The sequence below is a fragment of the Peribacillus sp. B-H-3 genome, assembly GCF_048572925.1.
In the GTDB taxonomy this organism is placed as follows: Bacteria; Bacillota; Bacilli; order Bacillales; family DSM-1321; genus Peribacillus.
On sequence record NZ_CP183879.1, the window covers coordinates 2563651 to 2581132 of the forward strand.

At 37.3% G+C, this 17482-nt stretch carries 11 protein-coding genes and 1 pseudogene; 7 read left to right on the forward strand and 5 right to left on the reverse strand.

All coding sequences use genetic code 11. The annotated features are described in order from the left end of the window. Window positions 1-201: 201 nt before the first annotated feature. Entirely contained in the window at window positions 202-960 is a 759-nt protein-coding gene (locus tag ACN6MY_RS12740; RefSeq protein ID WP_419880532.1) for a hypothetical protein, read from the forward strand. A gap of 212 nt (window positions 961-1172) precedes the next feature. Here the strand turns inward: ACN6MY_RS12740 and ACN6MY_RS12745 are convergent, their stop codons facing one another. Continuing rightward, window positions 1173-2390, reverse strand: a complete 1218-nt coding sequence (locus ACN6MY_RS12745) for an IS110 family transposase (RefSeq protein ID WP_419880533.1) — start codon at window positions 2388-2390, stop codon at window positions 1173-1175. Window positions 2391-2776: 386 nt separating this feature from the next. On the opposite strand from ACN6MY_RS12745, the gene ACN6MY_RS12750 reads away from it, so the two are divergent. Further along, window positions 2777-3376, forward strand: a complete 600-nt coding sequence (locus tag ACN6MY_RS12750; RefSeq protein WP_419880534.1) for a hypothetical protein — start codon at window positions 2777-2779, stop codon at window positions 3374-3376. Window positions 3377-4383: 1007 nt separating this feature from the next. Here the strand turns inward: ACN6MY_RS12750 and ACN6MY_RS12755 are convergent. Continuing rightward, a complete protein-coding gene (locus tag ACN6MY_RS12755; RefSeq protein WP_419880535.1) occupies window positions 4384-4644 on the reverse strand; it encodes a potassium channel family protein in 261 nt (86 codons plus the stop codon). 135 nt (window positions 4645-4779) lie between these two features. Between ACN6MY_RS12755 and ACN6MY_RS12760 the strand changes: the two genes are divergently transcribed. Continuing rightward, window positions 4780-5721: a HEAT repeat domain-containing protein gene (locus ACN6MY_RS12760; RefSeq protein ID WP_419880536.1), complete on the forward strand. Its 942-nt coding sequence runs from the start codon at window positions 4780-4782 to the stop codon at window positions 5719-5721. A gap of 878 nt (window positions 5722-6599) precedes the next feature. Then, window positions 6600-6848 (forward strand): annotated as a pseudogene (locus tag ACN6MY_RS12765) (IS3 family transposase); the annotation flags it as partial. 213 nt (window positions 6849-7061) lie between these two features. Here the strand turns inward: ACN6MY_RS12765 and licT are convergent. Together licT and ACN6MY_RS12775 are read right to left on the reverse strand one after the other, a co-directional pair. Next, on the reverse strand, window positions 7062-7925 hold the full coding sequence (licT, locus tag ACN6MY_RS12770) for a BglG family transcription antiterminator LicT (RefSeq protein WP_419880537.1): 864 nt from the start codon (window positions 7923-7925) through the stop codon (window positions 7062-7064). 604 nt (window positions 7926-8529) lie between these two features. Beyond that, window positions 8530-9972: a glycoside hydrolase family 1 protein gene (locus tag ACN6MY_RS12775; protein WP_419880538.1), complete on the reverse strand. Its 1443-nt coding sequence runs from the start codon at window positions 9970-9972 to the stop codon at window positions 8530-8532. A 467-nt stretch (window positions 9973-10439) separates the two neighbouring features. On the opposite strand from ACN6MY_RS12775, the gene ACN6MY_RS12780 reads away from it, so the two are divergent. Together ACN6MY_RS12780 and ACN6MY_RS12785 are read left to right on the forward strand one after the other, a co-directional pair. Then, on the forward strand, window positions 10440-12356 hold the full coding sequence (locus ACN6MY_RS12780; protein WP_419880539.1) for a beta-glucoside-specific PTS transporter subunit IIABC: 1917 nt from the start codon (window positions 10440-10442) through the stop codon (window positions 12354-12356). Window positions 12357-12432: 76 nt separating this feature from the next. After that, window positions 12433-13854: a 6-phospho-beta-glucosidase gene (locus tag ACN6MY_RS12785; protein ID WP_419884160.1), complete on the forward strand. Its 1422-nt coding sequence runs from the start codon at window positions 12433-12435 to the stop codon at window positions 13852-13854. 405 nt (window positions 13855-14259) lie between these two features. On the opposite strand, the gene ACN6MY_RS12790 is transcribed toward ACN6MY_RS12785, so the two are convergent. Further along, window positions 14260-14433 (reverse strand): hypothetical protein, encoded by a 174-nt coding sequence (locus ACN6MY_RS12790; protein WP_419880540.1) that lies wholly within the window; start codon window positions 14431-14433, stop codon window positions 14260-14262. 1559 nt (window positions 14434-15992) lie between these two features. On the opposite strand from ACN6MY_RS12790, the gene ACN6MY_RS12795 reads away from it, so the two are divergent. Next, window positions 15993-17288: an IS110 family transposase gene (locus ACN6MY_RS12795; RefSeq protein WP_419880541.1), complete on the forward strand. Its 1296-nt coding sequence runs from the start codon at window positions 15993-15995 to the stop codon at window positions 17286-17288. Window positions 17289-17482 lie beyond the last annotated feature (194 nt).

A 17482-nucleotide genomic window follows, 5' to 3' on the forward strand; every position in this document is an offset into this window, starting at 1 on the left:
GGATCTCTAGTGGAGAGCCCTTTTTAGTATCGATAATCAGTGATTATGTGAACTATAGTTCCTTACAAATAAGATTTTAGTTGCCTTGATGGCAATTAACTCTGCTTAAAAGGGGCAGGATAGTTCATTTTAATAAGCAACAAACAACAAGTAAATAAATAATAATAAAGGCAATTAATGAACTGTTAAAAGGGTGATAAAATGCATGACTTTGAACGTATGCTGAATGAATTGCAACAATCAGCGATGGAACAAATGAAAAATTCAAATATTCAAATCGACAAAGATAAATTAAACTCGTTCAAAGATATTATCTCAGAGTTAGTAAGCATTAGAAATGAGTTTGCGAGTAAACTTTCCCAATTACAGAATTCAAATGAAAAGGAAATTGTCACTTTTGAGTATTCAAAAGGTGGAGAAACACTTCACAGAGGATATTATTGTCCAAGTCTGGTATTTGATTTAATCGTAGGAAATATTAAAAGAGGTAAACTACTTAAAAGAAAACCCGATTTTGGGAAATATTCTTATGAATACGGTTTCGATGCAGACAATAGATTGATAAGGGTAAAAGGTGTAAATGAGTTTACCACTCCAGTTAGCCGTTTTGATGAAGAATTCTTGATTTACTCCGATGATATTGTTCTTGGAGTAGAGTTTGATAATATGGGTCACATTGATGCGGTGTCCAAATGTACTTACGATAATGGGAAAATTGTTAAGTATGAACGTAGCGTATGTGCCACAAAGGAGTACGCAGACCTTTACTACGAGGAATACATCTATGAAAACAATAAACTTTCAGAGGTTAGCATATTTGATGTAACTCCACGTATTGAAATATACGAAGAGCAAAAATATAAGGTAGAACTTGATGAAGACAGTAAAATAGTTAAATTAATAGGTGGATTTATTACAAATGGAGTCGCGGAAGAAGATGTTTTGGATTTTAAGAAGTAATTTATAAATAGGACTTTTTCTTAATAAACTAAAGGGTGCGTTAGTTGAAGATCACTCAGCTGCTTAGGCAGCTTTTTTGTTGTATAACTACCATGAAAATTAACTTCTGTGAAAACGGGAAAATGGCAATACTTAAATAGACGCAGCTCAATGATTTTTAAAAAAAAGAGAGGAGCGCCTGATCAAGGTGTTTATGGACTACAAATATTGAATTAGGAAGCTTCGGTAATTGTCACAGTATAACCTAAATTTTCTAATCTTCGAACCGAATGGCGTACAATAGAAACTTGTCGTTGTTTATCAAAATAATCTTCGCCTAAGTCAACATACATTTCTTTTCGGGTTAAAAGGTAATATGCGATTCGCAACATCGCATGAGTGACTACAATTGCTGCCTTTTTCTTTCCTTTTCGTCCAGCTGTGCGTCTATACAGTGCACCGAGATAGTTTTTTGACCCTCTTACTGATTGAGCTGCTTCTGTTAAGGCGGATCTTAAATACTTATTTCCCTTTTTAGATCTGCTAGACTTCCTTTTACCTGCGCTCTCATTGTGACCAGGGACCAAGGCTGCCCATGAACATAAATGTGCAGCAGTCGGAAATTGGTTTCCAACGTCCGTACCAATTTCAGCTAAGATTTGCTCAGCCATTCTTGTGGCGATACCAGGAATGGAATCGAGCCGTTCTATATCTTCCTGATATGAGCTTACTCTTTGCGCTATCTCTTGATCCAACATTTCAATTTGCTCACTTAGAAAATCAATATGAGTTAAAATGGTTTTTAACATCAAACGTTGATGTGGATTTATATATCCCTGAAGCGCCAATTCAAGTTCTTCCTTTTTCTTTTTCATTGTACGGCGAGCGAAGTTTGCTAGTTTTTCAGGATCAGTCTCACCATCTGCGATTGCTCGAAGCATATCCTTCGATGAAACTCCCATAATATCAGATACAACAGAACCTAGTTTGATATTAGCTCCTTCTAAAACCTTTTGAATCCGATTATGTTGTCTAGCACGTTCTTCAATAATTCTCCTGCGGTACCGAACTAGTTCGCGTAGTTCCCGTTGATTTCGATCTGGAATGTAACTAGCTTTTAGGAGTCCATGACGAAGAAGTTTGGCAATCCATTCTGCATCTTTCACATCTGTTTTACGTCCTGGCACTGCTTTCATATGTTGGGCATTCACCACTAAAAACTCAATATCCTCAGCTTCTAATAAATTAACAATAGGTTTCCAATAAACACTGGTACTCTCCATTGCAACATGAGTACAGTTATGCTGTTTAATCCAGTCCACCAACTGTAATAGAAACACAGTTTTAGTGGAAAACGTTTGAATCTCCTTTCCTTCTGGTGTCATGATACATGCAGTAATATTGTCCTTATGAACATCCATACCGCATGCTCTTTCAATGACTACATCCATTGAAAACATCCTTTCTACGGCAATCGTTATTAGAGGCTGGTGCATCAACCAGAATAGGATTAATCTACCATGTGTGCTTCCCGTAAGGGAGCGACAGTCAGTGGTGCACCGTGGTCGGTGGAGTCAGACTAACGGATGGGCTCTAACGCACCATAGTTAAGCGACCTTCCTCTCCCAGCCGTAGAATCAGTATTGACGGTTCTAGCTCATTTTCATTCTCTGTGGTGAAGCGCCGAATTTGCGCTTCATGGATGGCTAACGGAGCAGGAGAACTAACGGAGCAGGAGAACTCAGTAATTCACAAAAAAGAAATTACTTGAAATAATTGGTTTTTAATTTACCTCCGTTATTTTTTTATGGTATTTTTATGGTAAAGGAGGAATATTATGATGAATTTTAAAAAATTAACTCTATTGGTAGTTTCAATACTGTTCATTGCCACAACCATTTTTTCTCAAGAAATATATGCCGATAGTTCAGATCAAAATGCTCCAAACGGCAATAAGAATCAAATGGCAAGCTTAAATATGGGTGCCTCTAATACTATTTCAAACAAAATATTCACAGAAAATGAAAAAAGAGAACTTCAAAATGAAATAACCGACAGTTCAGATGAATATGGAATTGTAAATGCAGGATTAACCTCTGGTCCCACTCATACACTATATTTCAGTTCAAACGGTGATAATAATTATTATTATACTCAAATTTTCGAAGGTCATATTAACCTACATAAGAATCATAAAAAAATTGAGAAGCAAGGAAAATGGAGTTTAGTACCAGACTCTCGATTTTCAAGTGAACCACAACAGAAAAAATATATTATAGCTGCTTCGGAAACAACATACAAAAATAAACCATTTACAATTATTATCCAAACTTATGATATTCAAACAGACTCTTATGCATCCCCTTATACTAAAACAGAGATTTTAAATTTTGCAAATTCCTTACAAGTAGAGGCATTTATTAAAAGTTATGAGTAAGGATAAATAGGTGTAAAAAGCAAATAGATTGTAAACGAAAAACCAACAAAGGAATCCAGAGATTCAACCTATCGGTAGCTGAAGCTATTACGTTGTGTCCAATGGAGTGGAAGGAATCGAATAAGGTTATTAGTCTATGGGACAAATCAAGAACGGAAGTATTCACATTGACAAAGAGTTGAATTCACTTGCGAATGTGTTTGGAGAAATTACACATGGTGTCAGCACTGGTGGCTGCATCTACTGATAATCTAACTGCAATTGCAAAACAAATGTAGTAATAAAAAAATGCGAGCAAAAAAGTCAACAGCAGACTCTGTTGACTTTTTTATTTTTTGAATCCTATATATAATGTTCATCTGTCTTGTTGAACTCCCATAAAAATAAAAACGGGAAAACGACATGACAAAACAAACCCAGAAAAACCAGTTTTTTAAAAAAACGCTGTGCGTCTTGAAGGATTGAATGTAACGTGGCTGATAAATGGAGTGATTATACCCTTCTACTTAAAATGAAATCAGGTAAAGCTGGCGCAACAACCAGAAAAAGGATTAATCTCCTATAAGTGCTACCCCTAAAGGGTTCGACAGTCGGTGGTACACCGTGGACCTTGGAGTCATATTAACGGATGGGCTCAAAGGCACCATGGTTCAAAGACCTTCTTCGCCAGCATTAAAACAGTATAGACTGCCTGATCCATTTTCATTCTCTGTGGTGCAGCGCTGATTTTGCGCTGCATGGGTGGCTAACGGGTGCTTGAATTGAATAAGGGGTTGCTGTTGCGGCATCCTTTTTTCTTATTCAATTGTTAAGTGATTTTTATATTAGTGGATTGATACAAGTATTAAAAATGGATTTGCCATCGTTACAGTTATTCAAAAGAAGAGTTAAAAGATATTATAAATTTTTTAATGAAACAATAACAAGATGGGTCCAAAAATGCAGTGGGAAGATACTGTGATAAATAAAACTTCTTGTTTTTAGAATGCAGTGGACTATAGTCTTAATTAGTTGTCCCTTTGCTTGGAGAGATAAATTCCAACAGCGATTCGACCAACAACGCTAAAAGTAAGGCCTGTTCCAGCGAATATGTAGATTATGGTGAAAATCTTTCCTATATTAGTCTGTGGAACAAATTCAGCATTCCCTACCGTGGTAAGAGTTGTCACGCAAAAATATAAAGCATCCAGTATAGATAGACCTTCCTCTTTGTGATAAAAGATTGTGCCTGATAACAACAAAAGAAGAACCAGTTTTTGGGGCAACAAGCATAGAAATGGTTAGAGTATATGTTAATCTATTTAGTGATGATGTATTTCCCCCTTGATTAGTCTAAAAGTCAGAATGTAGAAACTAGAGTGTAGAACATTAGTTTATCGAATGTATTAGGGAGTGTAATATTTATGGTTGAAAAAGAACTGTTAGATTTAATCAAAGAAATGTCAGGCAGTGACACTATTTACAATGAAAGTGAGGGATATTATACAAGTGAAGGTTCTCCATCTTGGATAGCTTTCAGAAGAGCAGAACAATTAACGGATGTTGATAATATTTCTTTTTTAAATAATTTATTAGAGAATTCCAAAGATAGAAAAACGAGAGAAAATGTTTACTTCATACTAGGTAAAATTGGCACAAACACTGGAGATAGACGTGTAGCTGATATTCTTTTAAAAAGGCTGGAAAAAGAAACGAATAAATATTCAATAGAGGAGATACTTAGCCGAATTGCAGAACAAAGGAATGTAAAAGATTGTTCACCTATTATTAAATTTATCAGTGATGAGCGTTCTTCGGTCAGACATTCTGCAATTGAGGCATTACGGGGATGTAAAAGTTCTAAAGCAGAGGAAGCACTCATTGAAATTATTTCGGAGTCAATAGATGAATATGACCTAAACTATGCAAATTCTGTATTATCTGAGATTGGTACAAATAAAGCTATTCCGCACCTTATAAATTTACTTGAACATCCCAAAGGCTCTGTTAAATGTTCAGCTTTGTGGGCATTAAAAGAATTAGGGAGTACTTCGTTACTTCCTATATTTTTAAAGGCTTTACAAAACAGGCCTTTCGATGTTAAAGGCTATGCCATGTTAGCTATTAATAAACATGGAAATGAATCTGCCATTAACCCTGTAATTGAACGTATAAAAAATATGTTAAAAAGAAAAAGAACTGTGGAAAGTGATGACCTATTAGTAGCATTGGAATTTCTTATTCGTTTTAAAGATGACTATAAAGAAATTAGTGACTTATTCGATTGGATAAAATCAAAAAAGTGGGTTTTGCTTTTTGGCATAGAAAAGAACTGGTTACATACAAAATTTAAATCATTAAATTGAGTTTCCCAAATAACATAGGTGTTCCATGAAAGACTGGAAATGCTTTTTACTGGGAAGAAGGAAGTATACTTTAAACACATAACTATTTAAATCTGAATTTCAGAGGATTGTCGACAAAGTGGGTACGGAATGGTCACATTCCGAAAGTGATGACTTTTATGTATTTGGTTGTATCAATTTATTTTATATTATCCTGTACCCACAGCTGAAATCACTGTGGTTTTTTTTATATAGATAATCAGTTTCTTTATTAAAAAGTAAATCAATGGAATCAAATATGAAATAGTTTCTAGGATTTGATTTAACTTTTCAATGAACTCAAATATATTATCCACCACCTTTAATTTATACTTTATTGTTTGTTGATATTGGTAGTATTATTCATAATCAAAAAATTACTTTTTGGGTAGCCGTCTATCTTTTTTTTATAATTCCCACAATGTTTGTTACAAATATTTTATTTTAAGAAAAGACTTGCAATACGCCTAAAGAAAGTAGGGATAGAATCAAAACTAAAATTAACTTCACGTTAAATACTAATTTAGCGCGAAGTTGTTGGGAATGACGAATCAGGCTGCCTCAAAAAGGGGATGACCCCCTTATGAGACAGCCTTTAATTAATGCCCCTAAATAGTGGCAACTGCTGTCGCGGAATTTCTTCAGAAGCGCGCCTGCCACAGAATCAGTCTGTCTAATTTTGGGTAATCAACAGGCGTGGTATAATATGTATAAAATTTGTATTTCAGGAAAAGTGGTATTCAATTTAAAGTTTTATAATTCAGTCATTTGTTAAGGAAACTGGTGTGTAAAAGAAGATTCATTTCTAAAAGAAGACTCACCAATTCTTTACTCTGATCAGGACTGGTAAGATGGCCTGATATCAATATTTGCTTAAACACAACCAGCAGATTACACAGGGTATGTCCCGTAAGGAAACTATCGAGACAGTGCCGTTATGGAGAATTTTTTTAGTCTGTTAAAATCTGAGCTGCTATATCTTCAGGCGTGAGTTTGAGAATATGGACCACTTTATCTTAGAGTTGAAAAACTATATAGATTACTACAACCATAGACGAATCAAAGCAAAATTAAAAGGACTGAGCCCTGTTCAATACAGGACTCAGTTCTTCTTAATATCTTTTGGTTCACTTCACCGTTTATGTCTCCTTCGAACAGAGATGACAGTTGCGTGCGTCGGAGGGCAAAGCAATGAGGATTGTTTCTGCTAATTCAGTTTCTTTTTGGTAAATAGATTAGTGCCAAGATTCATATAAGGGTAAGCTGACCCAAATAATGCTGTCATTGATTAAGCTTGTTTACTTGAACTACTCACTCAAAGTTTAACCCTGCCGGTTCAATTCCTGACATCGTGACGTAACACGGTGGATATGGATCGTTAAATATACTTTTTCATCCTTCGATATAGACCAGTTAAACGTTTTTTCTACATAAGAGGCAACTTTCTCGCTGCAGGTAAACGCTTCTGGATAACGTGTCTGCACCTGCGTAAACATAAAATCATCCGCAGGCGGCACTTCTGTTTTCTCTTGGCGGACAAGCCGGATGGCAAAAAAGCGGAGATGTGTTAAAAAGCGTTCATAATTAATAGAGGTTTCATCTAGTTCCATTTTATAGTGATACTTTACAATGTTCAGCGTATCGTTAACGACTTTGACAATTTGCACAGCGGCATCAAGACCTTCCCCTGATACACGGCTATTCACAAGGTGGAGGGCAATCGATGCTGCTTCGTCTTCTTCCATGCGGATACCTGTTTCTTCTTCAATCACATCTAGAGCTTGCAAGCCAATAGAAAACTCTTCTTTATAGTACTTTTTAATTTCCCACATGAGCGCGTTTCGAAGAATCATGCCCTGCTTATGGCGGGTGACAGCAAAGCTGATATGATCCATAAGAGCCACATAGGCATAATCGTCAAGACCGGCACCAAACCGCTCCTTTGCCATGGTAATAATCCGGTCTGCAATGGTTAAATACTCGTCAGGCACCTCCCGCAGCAACTCACCGATTTTGTCGGAAATTCCGCGATTATCAAGAACAAATGTTTTTTCCACCTTATCTCTCTCGATAGTTTCACCCGCTTTTTTTTGAAATGCAAGTCCACGTCCCATGACAACCATTTCCTGGCCTTTGCTGTTTTGGGTTAGTACAACATTATTATTGAATACTTTTTTAATCTCCATTGTTTATACCACACCTTTGCCTTATTAGCAGGCATTAAAAAACCTGAATTTGTGTATAGGAAACAAGCTTTTCCAGCACAAATTCAGGTTTTGCCTGCTTATCAGTAACAACCCTGATTTATATTTATTTTGAAAGCGGTTACTACTTTTTTACCATATTCAATCTTTACTGTCAATATCTATTCACCTATCATCTTAGCCTAATTCATTTTGCCTGTTATTGCTTTCCCATTATCTTTACTTGACCAATCATGCCTCTTTTTATCTTTAATTTGCCCCGTGATTGCTGGTTAATCTTCCTATAAAAAATCAGTGAGAAACAGGGATTTATCTCTTTTAATATAAGGTAGCCGAGGTTTAATTGTAAATCTTATATAGAAACACAGACAAAAAAGAGCCGAAGAACCAAAGGGTTCTTCGACTAAAAAATGAGTAAGCTTTAGGTGAGAATGAGTACTTCACTGATAATCTCTAGAGCAAGAAAATAAATCGTATATCCTTGTATACTAGGGCATCATTTTTCTTTTACGGTAGCTAGTTTGGCCTGCTCACTGTCGTTAATGTAAAAAAGCAGAAGTACTATTAGTCTCTGCTTTTTCTACTTTTATAGTTCCTGCCCGTTTGTTGCAATCACGTTTTTGTACCAGAAGAAAGATTTCTTCTTTTTACGCTCAAGCGTGCCTGTTCCATCATCATGTTTGTCAACATAGATATAACCGTAACGCTTCGACATTTCGCCTGTTGACGCACTTACTAGATCAATACAACCCCAAGAGGTGTATCCTATTAGATCCACACCGTCTTCAATTGCTTCACCCATTGCTTCGATATGACCACGCAAGTAATCAATTCGATAATCATCATTAATGCTTCCGTCTTCTTCTACTTTATCATGTGCTCCAAGGCCATTTTCTACGACAAACAACGGCACACGGTAACGGTCATATAACTGGTTTAAAGCGAGCCGGAGGCCAATAGGATCAATTTCCCAGCCCCAATCACTTGCTTTTAGGTATGGATTTTTCACGCCTGAGAAGATGTTTCCTGTTGCTTTCTCTTCTGCTGTTTTCTCCTTATTTTCTGTGCGTGACATATAATAGCTGAAAGAAATAAAATCGACTGGATAATTTTTTATTGTTTCTAAATCACTATCCTGCATGTTAATCGTGATGCCATTTTCTTTAAAGAAACGCTTTGAGAATGCTGGATATTCTCCGCGAACTTGTACGTCTCCACAAATATAATTAAAGAATTGCTCTTCCTGGAATGCGTACAACACGTTCGATGGATTGCAATCGATCGAGTAGACGGGAGTATAAATAAGCATACAGCCAATTTGAGATCCAGGAATTATTTCGTGACAGGCTTTTACTGCTAAACTGCTTGCTGCAAATTGGTGGTGTAGTCCTTGGAAACTTTCTTGCAGACGAACATCTTCAGTAGATGGAGAAAAACCAAGTCCAAAAATCGGATGAAATACAGCTCCATTTATTTCGTTAAATGTCAGCCAGTACTTTACCTTGTTTTTATAACGATTAAATAAAGTAGTAGCATAACGCTCAAAAAATGCAATGACTTCACGGCTTCTCCAGCCGCCATACTCTTTAATTAAATGCAAGGGCATTTCATAGTGAGAGATCGTTACAACTGGCTCAATACCATGCTTTAAACACTCATCAAATACCCGATCATAGAATGCTAAGCCTTCTTCATTTGGCTCAAGTTCATCTCCTTTAGGAAAAATACGTGACCAGGCAATGGACATACGGTAGGCTTTAAAACCCATTTCAGCAAATAAAGCGATATCTTCTTTATACCGATGATAAAAATCAATCCCATTATGGTTTGGGTAGGAATATTTTTCTTTGTGGATCTCAAAGTCGAATCCAGGTGTAGAGATCATTTTTAATCGAATTTTCCCACCAGGCATTACATCTGCCAGGTTCATTCCTTTACCACCCTCAAGATAGGCACCTTCTAATTGGTTGGCAGCTGTTGCGCCGCCCCATAAAAATCCTTCTGGAAATTGATATGTTGTTTTACTCATGGGAAATCCCTCCATTTTTTAATAGCTATGCTTTTACGTTTTCATAAAAAGTAAATAAAAAAACCTAAACCACGCAGTAATAAGGACATCATAGCCTCATAGTCTGCGTGATTTAGGTTTTGCCTGCATAACCAGTAACAATCCTAAATAGGTGTTTGTTTGCGTTAAATATAACATCCCTCTTTCACTGAATCAAGAATTTTGTAATCGCTATTTTTAAAAATTTTTATATAATAAGAGGTTTTTGGAAATCTAAAATTTCGTAAAATATTTTAAAAAGAAAGCGTTGACAAAAATTGAATGCTTATGATAAATTACACACATCAAGTAAAACTTAATAAATTCCTTCAAGGAATGTTACCTTAAGTGGGCATAACCTGAACTGACTGAAACGCGCTGTTTGTGTGTGTTTTAGACGGTTCAGGTTTTTTATTTGAAAAAATTAAATGAGGAAAGAAGGGGCGAAAATGAAATACGAGCAATTAGCAAGAGATATCATTGCAAATGTAGGAGGAAAAGAAAACGTTTCCAGTGTTGTTCATTGTATTACGCGTCTGCGCTTTAAATTAAAGGATGAAAGCAAGGCAAATACAGAAGTTCTTAAAAATATGGATGAGGTTGTAACCGTTATGAAAAGCGGAGGGCAATATCAAGTCGTAATTGGAAATCAAGTACCAGATGTGTATAAGGCAGTGGTGACGGAAGGTGGATTCCAAGGCCAGCCAACCGTTGAGGAAGAAGAGGGTCCAAAAGGGTCACTTTTCAGCCGTTTTATTGATATGATCTCAAGCATCTTTACCCCAGTTCTAGGAGTCTTAGCAGCCTCAGGGATGATTAAAGGCTTTAATGCGTTATTTGTAGCACTTGGCTGGATTGAGAATACTTCCGGCACGTATCAAATTTTAAATGCCACCGGAGATGCATTGTTTTATTTCTTGCCGATCTTTTTAGGCTATACGGCTATTAAGAAATTTGGTGGCACTCCGTTTCTTGGGATGGCAATAGGGGCAGCGTTAATTTACCCGGCACTTTCTACATTAACAGCTGGTAAACCGCTTTACACGTTATTTGAAGGAACCATGTTTGCATCACCTATTTTTATCACCTTTTTAGGTATTCCGGTTATTTTAATGTCTTACTCATCATCTGTTGTTCCTATTATCCTTGCTACTTTTTTTGCAGCTAAAGTAGAAAAATGGCTTAGAACCTTTATTCCAGATGTAATCAAGACTTTTGTTGTACCTTTATTCACCTTGCTGATCGTTATTCCCGTTACGTTTATGGTGATCGGTCCATTAGCAACATGGGCAAGCAGTCTATTAGGCCATGGATCTTTATTCATTTATAATCTAAGTCCAGTTATTGCAGGAATTCTACTTGGTGGATTATGGCAAGTTATTGTTATTTTCGGTCTTCACTGGGGACTGATACCAATTGCAATCAATAACGTGGCAACAATGGGATATGATACAATCTTAGCTCCAGTGTTTGCTGCATCCTTTGCACAGATTGGTGCGGTTCTCGCCATTATGATCAAAACAAAGAATCAAAAGTTAAAAACATTAAGTATTCCAGCCTTCATCTCCGGCATCTTCGGTGTTACAGAGCCGGCTATTTACGGAATCACGCTGCCGTTAAAGAAGCCTTTTATTATCAGCTGTATCGGTGCAGCAATAGGCGGCGCGGTTGCAGGTTTTACAAATGTAAAGGGTTTCATTGTGGGTGGTCTTGGCATCTTCGGTATTCCTTCATATATCAGTCCTGACGGGCTTGGAATGGATCTATGGGGTGCACTTATCTCAATCGTCGTTGGCTTTATCGTAGCATTTGTCCTAACCATGTTATTTGGTGGAATTAATAAAGCGCAGCAGCCTTCCAGTCTGTCGGAAGGAATCACTGCAGCTTCTGTTGAAATAGCAGCAACAAAGCTTCAAGGTGAAGAAGTAGTAAGTCCGTTAAATGGAGAAGTGCTGGAGTTGTCACAAGTAAAAGACGCAGCGTTTTCAACTGGTGCATTAGGCTATGGTGTAGCCATTGAACCATTCGAAGGAAAGCTGGTTGCTCCTGTATCCGGAACCGTATCAGCATTATTTCCAACGAATCATGCAATCGGCATTACATCTGACTCAGGTGCAGACCTTTTGATTCATATTGGAATGGATACAGTTCAGCTTGAAGGAAAATATTTCACAGCACATATAGCTCAAGGTGACCATGTGGAAAAAGGACAATTACTTATTGAATTTGATATGGATCAAATTAAAAAAGCGGGTAAGTCGTTAACAACCCCTATCGTTGTGACGAATCATAAAGAGCAAGACTTAAAGCTGACTAACCAGAAACTAGTGAAAACAGGCGATCAATTATTTGAACTAGTACATTAAACAACTAACTAAATTTCCAGGAAAAAGGAAAGAAACGATTTCTTTCTTCCTGGTTTTACAAGAAAGGAAGATTATGATGGCTTTTCCAAAAGGATTTTTATGGGGCGGCGCGATTGCTGCTAACCAAGCAGAAGGTGCGCATTTAGCAGATGGGAAGGGGTTAACAACAGTAGACTTACTGCCAACAGGGAAAAAGCGTTTTGACATCATGTTTGGTAATCTGCATTCATACGAACCACTTGAAGGGGAGTTTTATCCATCGCATGAAGCGATTGATTTCTACCACCGTTATAAAGAGGATATTGCCTTGTTCGCTGAAATGGGCTTTAAAGCATTGCGTTTATCGATTTCATGGGCAAGAATTTTCCCAAATGGAGATGATGCTGAACCAAACGAAGCAGGACTGCAATTTTATGACGACGTGTTTGATGAGCTATTAAAGCATGGGATCGAACCAGTCGTAACGATTGCGCATTTTGATGTGCCAGTTAACCTTGTGAAGAATTACGGCAGCTGGAGAAATCGCAAGCTCGTTACCTTCTTTGAAATATATGCGACAACTCTTTTCAAGAGATACAAAGACAAGGTAAGGTATTGGATGACTTTTAACGAAATCAATATGCTTCTGCATTTGCCGTTCGTTGGGGCAGGCCTTGTGTTTGAAGAGGGAGAAAATCAAAAGCAAGTGAAGTACCAAGCGGCCCATCACCAATTAGTTGCCAGCGCATTAGCCATAAAAGCCGGACATGAAATCATTCCTGATGTCAAAATTGGTTGTATGCTGGCTGCTGGCCAGACGTATCCTTATTCATGTGATCCAGAGGATGTATTTGACGCAATGGAAAAAGACCGTGATTCCTTCTTCTTTATTGATGTCCAATCTCGTGGCAAATACCCCGGCTATGCAAAGAGATTTTTCAAGGACAATAATCTAAAGATCGAAATGGAAGAGCAAGATGAAGCACTTCTTAAAAATTATACAGTAGATTATATTGGCTTTAGCTATTACGCCAGCCGTACAACAAGTACAGACCCAGAAATCAACAAGCTGACCTCTGGAAATGTATTTGGTTCTATTGAAAATCCTTACTTAGAAAAGTCTGAATGGGGCTGGACTATTGATCCAAAAGGCTTTCGTATTACAGCCAACCAATTATATGACCGCTATCAAAAACCTTTATTTGTTGTGGAAAATGGTTTAGGTGCTGTCGATGTTCCAGCAGAAGATGGAGAAATTAATGATAATTACCGTATCGAGTACTTACGAAAGCATGTGGCGGAAATGTCGGAAGCAATTGAAGACGGTGTTGAAATTATTGGCTATACGAGCTGGGGACCAATCGATCTTGTCAGTGCATCAACGGGTGAAATGAGAAAGCGTTACGGCTACATTTATGTTGACAAAGATAATGAAGGAAATGGAACGCTCAATCGTTCAAAGAAGAAGAGCTTCAACTGGTACAAAGAGGTTATTGAAACGAATGGAGAAAAACTGTAAGTAAACCAAGTAGGAAAGTCCATTTGTGGCTTTCCTGCTTACGAATGTATAAAAAAATACTATAATAATCACTACTCTTTATACACCCACCAATCACATGCCCACGGATGGACCGTATTTGATTTGGGTGGAATGGCATATGCTGCTTGATGAGAGGTGAGAAAGGAGCGGTTTTCGTTGGTTCCATAGGCTTTATCGCCCACGTCGCTGCTTTGTTCTAGCGGGACATGGGAAAGAACCTTATGACAAGTCCAATCACTGTGAAAAATATGCCAATCTACCATTTTTATATTGTGACAATTGCGGAGGCAGCCGCTTGTTTTCATTGCATTTTCCATGTTGCTTATTCATGGCCTTTCATAACGGCCTTGAATAAGCCTACATCTTTTTATTTTACACTCTTTTTCATCCTTTTTTACTCTTAAAAACGCCAATAGCTCCAAAAATAGCAATTATAACTAAAGGAATGATATCAATAAAAGAACTGAATCCTAAGCTAGATTGACTGTATGCATAGAATCTAATAATTAATCCAATCATTGAACATATAAAAATTAGAAGAAAATAGTTATTTTTCATATCCAATAAACTCCTTATGAGGTAAATTTAGCGTAATAGAAATATCAGACCCATGTTGAACTCAGGATAAATAGTCCTCTTATCGTTGACAGACGCCTTAAAGGAGTGATTTCAGCCTTTATAAGAAGTAGCCTCTTTACACTCTATAAATACCAAAATCCTAGTACAACGTAAAGGGAATTTTAGAACTGTTCTTGGTTTAAAAACCCACAAGGATTCTAGTTGGTAACTTCATTTAGACCGAATCGGTCCTCCCAATTAAGTTGATATGTTCCCATCCTAATGGAGATATTCTTTAATAAATCCTTTGGTAACATTCCTTTACTTTGAATATTCCATGAACTAATTGCATTAATCTGATGCTAGAAACACTTGCATGAGGGAGATAAGAGAGCAGGAGAATAATTTTTTATGATATTATAAGAAATAGAATTCTTCATCTACATTTTATCTTTGCGTAAAATTTCAGTTTTACGAAGTATACAAGAAAAATATAGTGTCTCAATAATAGTGATAATTATAAAGAAGTATTTATTAATTCCTCAAAATCAATAATTATTCATAAATAAACGGGTAAAATTGATTAAATAAAATAGATAGAAAAACTATAATAACAACTTCATACCAGTCTAGCCCAAGGTTCTTCAGCAGACCGAAAAAGGCCTCTTAGGGCTCACATCCATCCTTGACGCGCATTCAACACTATCGCAAATATGGTTGGTCAGGTTTCTGCAAAAGTAGCAGAAATACGATCAGCAAGTGATAAGCAGTCAGCGCAGTCAACAGAAGTTATGAAGTCAATCGAAAACATTGCTTCAGCTAGTGCAAAGCAGTCTGCACAATCCGCCGAGGCTATGAAAGCAGTTGAAAGTATATCAGGTGCTAGTGAGCAAGCGAACAAACTGCGGCAACATCACAATCATTGGCTAATTTAGCGGAAGAGTTAAATGATTCGGTTTCTACCTTTAAAATAAAATAACAGAAGCATGTATAAAAATCTATGAGAAGGGGGGATAATATTATCCTTCTTTTAGTTGTTTACTGCTTATTATACAAACGGGAAATATAAACACATGGTAAACATATTAAACTAATGGACTCGTACAGATTCGTAAGTATATGAGCATATTTTTATCAATGTACTTGTTTTCCATCTCTAAAGAATCCCCAGGAAGGTCCTTTTGGTCCAAACGCTGCTGCTAACCACAGGATAGACTCAGCTGCTTGCTTTGGTGTTCTTGGTGCAGATGGTCCACCCACCCATATCTGGAATTCCCCATCCCGGATCGGATGAATTTATTTTGATATCTCCTTTGGTTTCTGCAGCTGTTAATCGCGTCAATCCATTTTTAAAACGAATTTAGGTAATTTATAAGGTCCTTCTCCTGGGTATGACATTTCGCTCATCGCTCCATATTCTGCGGAAACATTTATAATTGGGGCAGCATTCCTGTAATAACTGAAAATGCGGTTTGAATGAAAAAAGACCTCTTGATAAGATGAATGTGTCCTGAGCTGGCCAGCTAAAAAGGGCAAAACATCTACCCGGAGGTCTCATCATGAATTATAATCAAAATCATAAAATAGCTCAAATTACACCTAAAACCTTAGTTGTCGGCATTGATATTGCGAAACATCATCATGTAGCTAGAGCGCAGGATTATCGTGGAATGGAGCTAGGATCTACTTGCTTTTTTGATAATACCCAAGAAGGATTTAGGACATTTATTAATTGGATTATTCAAATAAAAGAGTCTTGCGAAATGGATTCTGTCATTACTGGAATGGAGCCAACTGGCCATTATTGGCTTAATTTAGCTCATATTCTAAAGGAGGAACAGATTAAGTTCGTAACGGTCAATCCTTTACATGTCAAGCACAGTAAGGAGTTAGACGATAACTCTCCAACTAAAAATGATGTAAAAGACGCGAAAGTCATTGCACAACTAGTCAAAGATGGTAGATACGCTGAACCAACCATACCACAAGGGGTTTTCGCGGAACTGCGTGTGGCTAAGAAATTACGCGATCTATTAAATGTGGACTTACAAATTGTGCAGGGACAGGTACACAACTGGCTTGATCGATATTTTCCAGAGTTCTTTACCGTTTTTAAAAGTTGGGAAGGGAAGGCAGCTCTTCATTTATTAAAACTCGATGCTTTACCTTACGAAATAGGTGAATATACAGATGAAGAATTACTGGATTATCTAAGGCAAGCAGTGAAACGTAGTATAGGGATTAAGAAGATTCAAGCTTTAAAAGAAGCCGCCAATCGCTCGATTGGCATTCGTCAGGGCGCCATGATGGCTAAAATGGAATTAAGAACGTTAATTCAAAAGTATGAACTCATTCAAGCCAAGTTCGAAGAGCTTGACCAAACTCTGGATACACTGCTTCAAGATATTCCAGGCGTTGATCAAATGTTAGAGATAACAGGAATTGGACGTGATACAGTGGCGGGTTTCTTCGCTGAAGTAGGCGATTTGAGTGAATACAATCATCCTCGTCAGATAACCAAACTGGCAGGACTCAGCTTAAAAGAAAATACATCAGGAAAGCATAAAGGGAGAACCAGGATTACGAAACGTGGTCGAAAGAAATTAAGGGCACTACTGTTTCGGGCATCTATGATTCTAGTAGCTAAGAATAAAGCCTTTAAAGCCCTGCATCATTATTACACAACAAGACCTGATAATCCGTTGAAAAAGATGCAGTCTTTAATTGCTTTGTGTAATAAGCTCATCCGTATACTCTTCTCTATTGGGAAGAAGCAGTTTGTGTTTAAAGAGGAGAAGATGTTGAAGGACATCCCCCATATGCATGCATTTATCCAAGAACCAATAGCAGCTTAATCACTATAAAACTAACTATTAACAAATAAGTTTGAAAAGATGAACGGACAAAATCAGCATGGGATTAGTCGGCAACGCAACTAACGTAAGGACTTAGATCCTGTGGGGCAGCATGACCGACATCCACCTTATGGAAAGGTTGAACGAAGGAATGTAGGAGCTTAGACTCTGTGAGACTTGGGAGGGTAGACCCC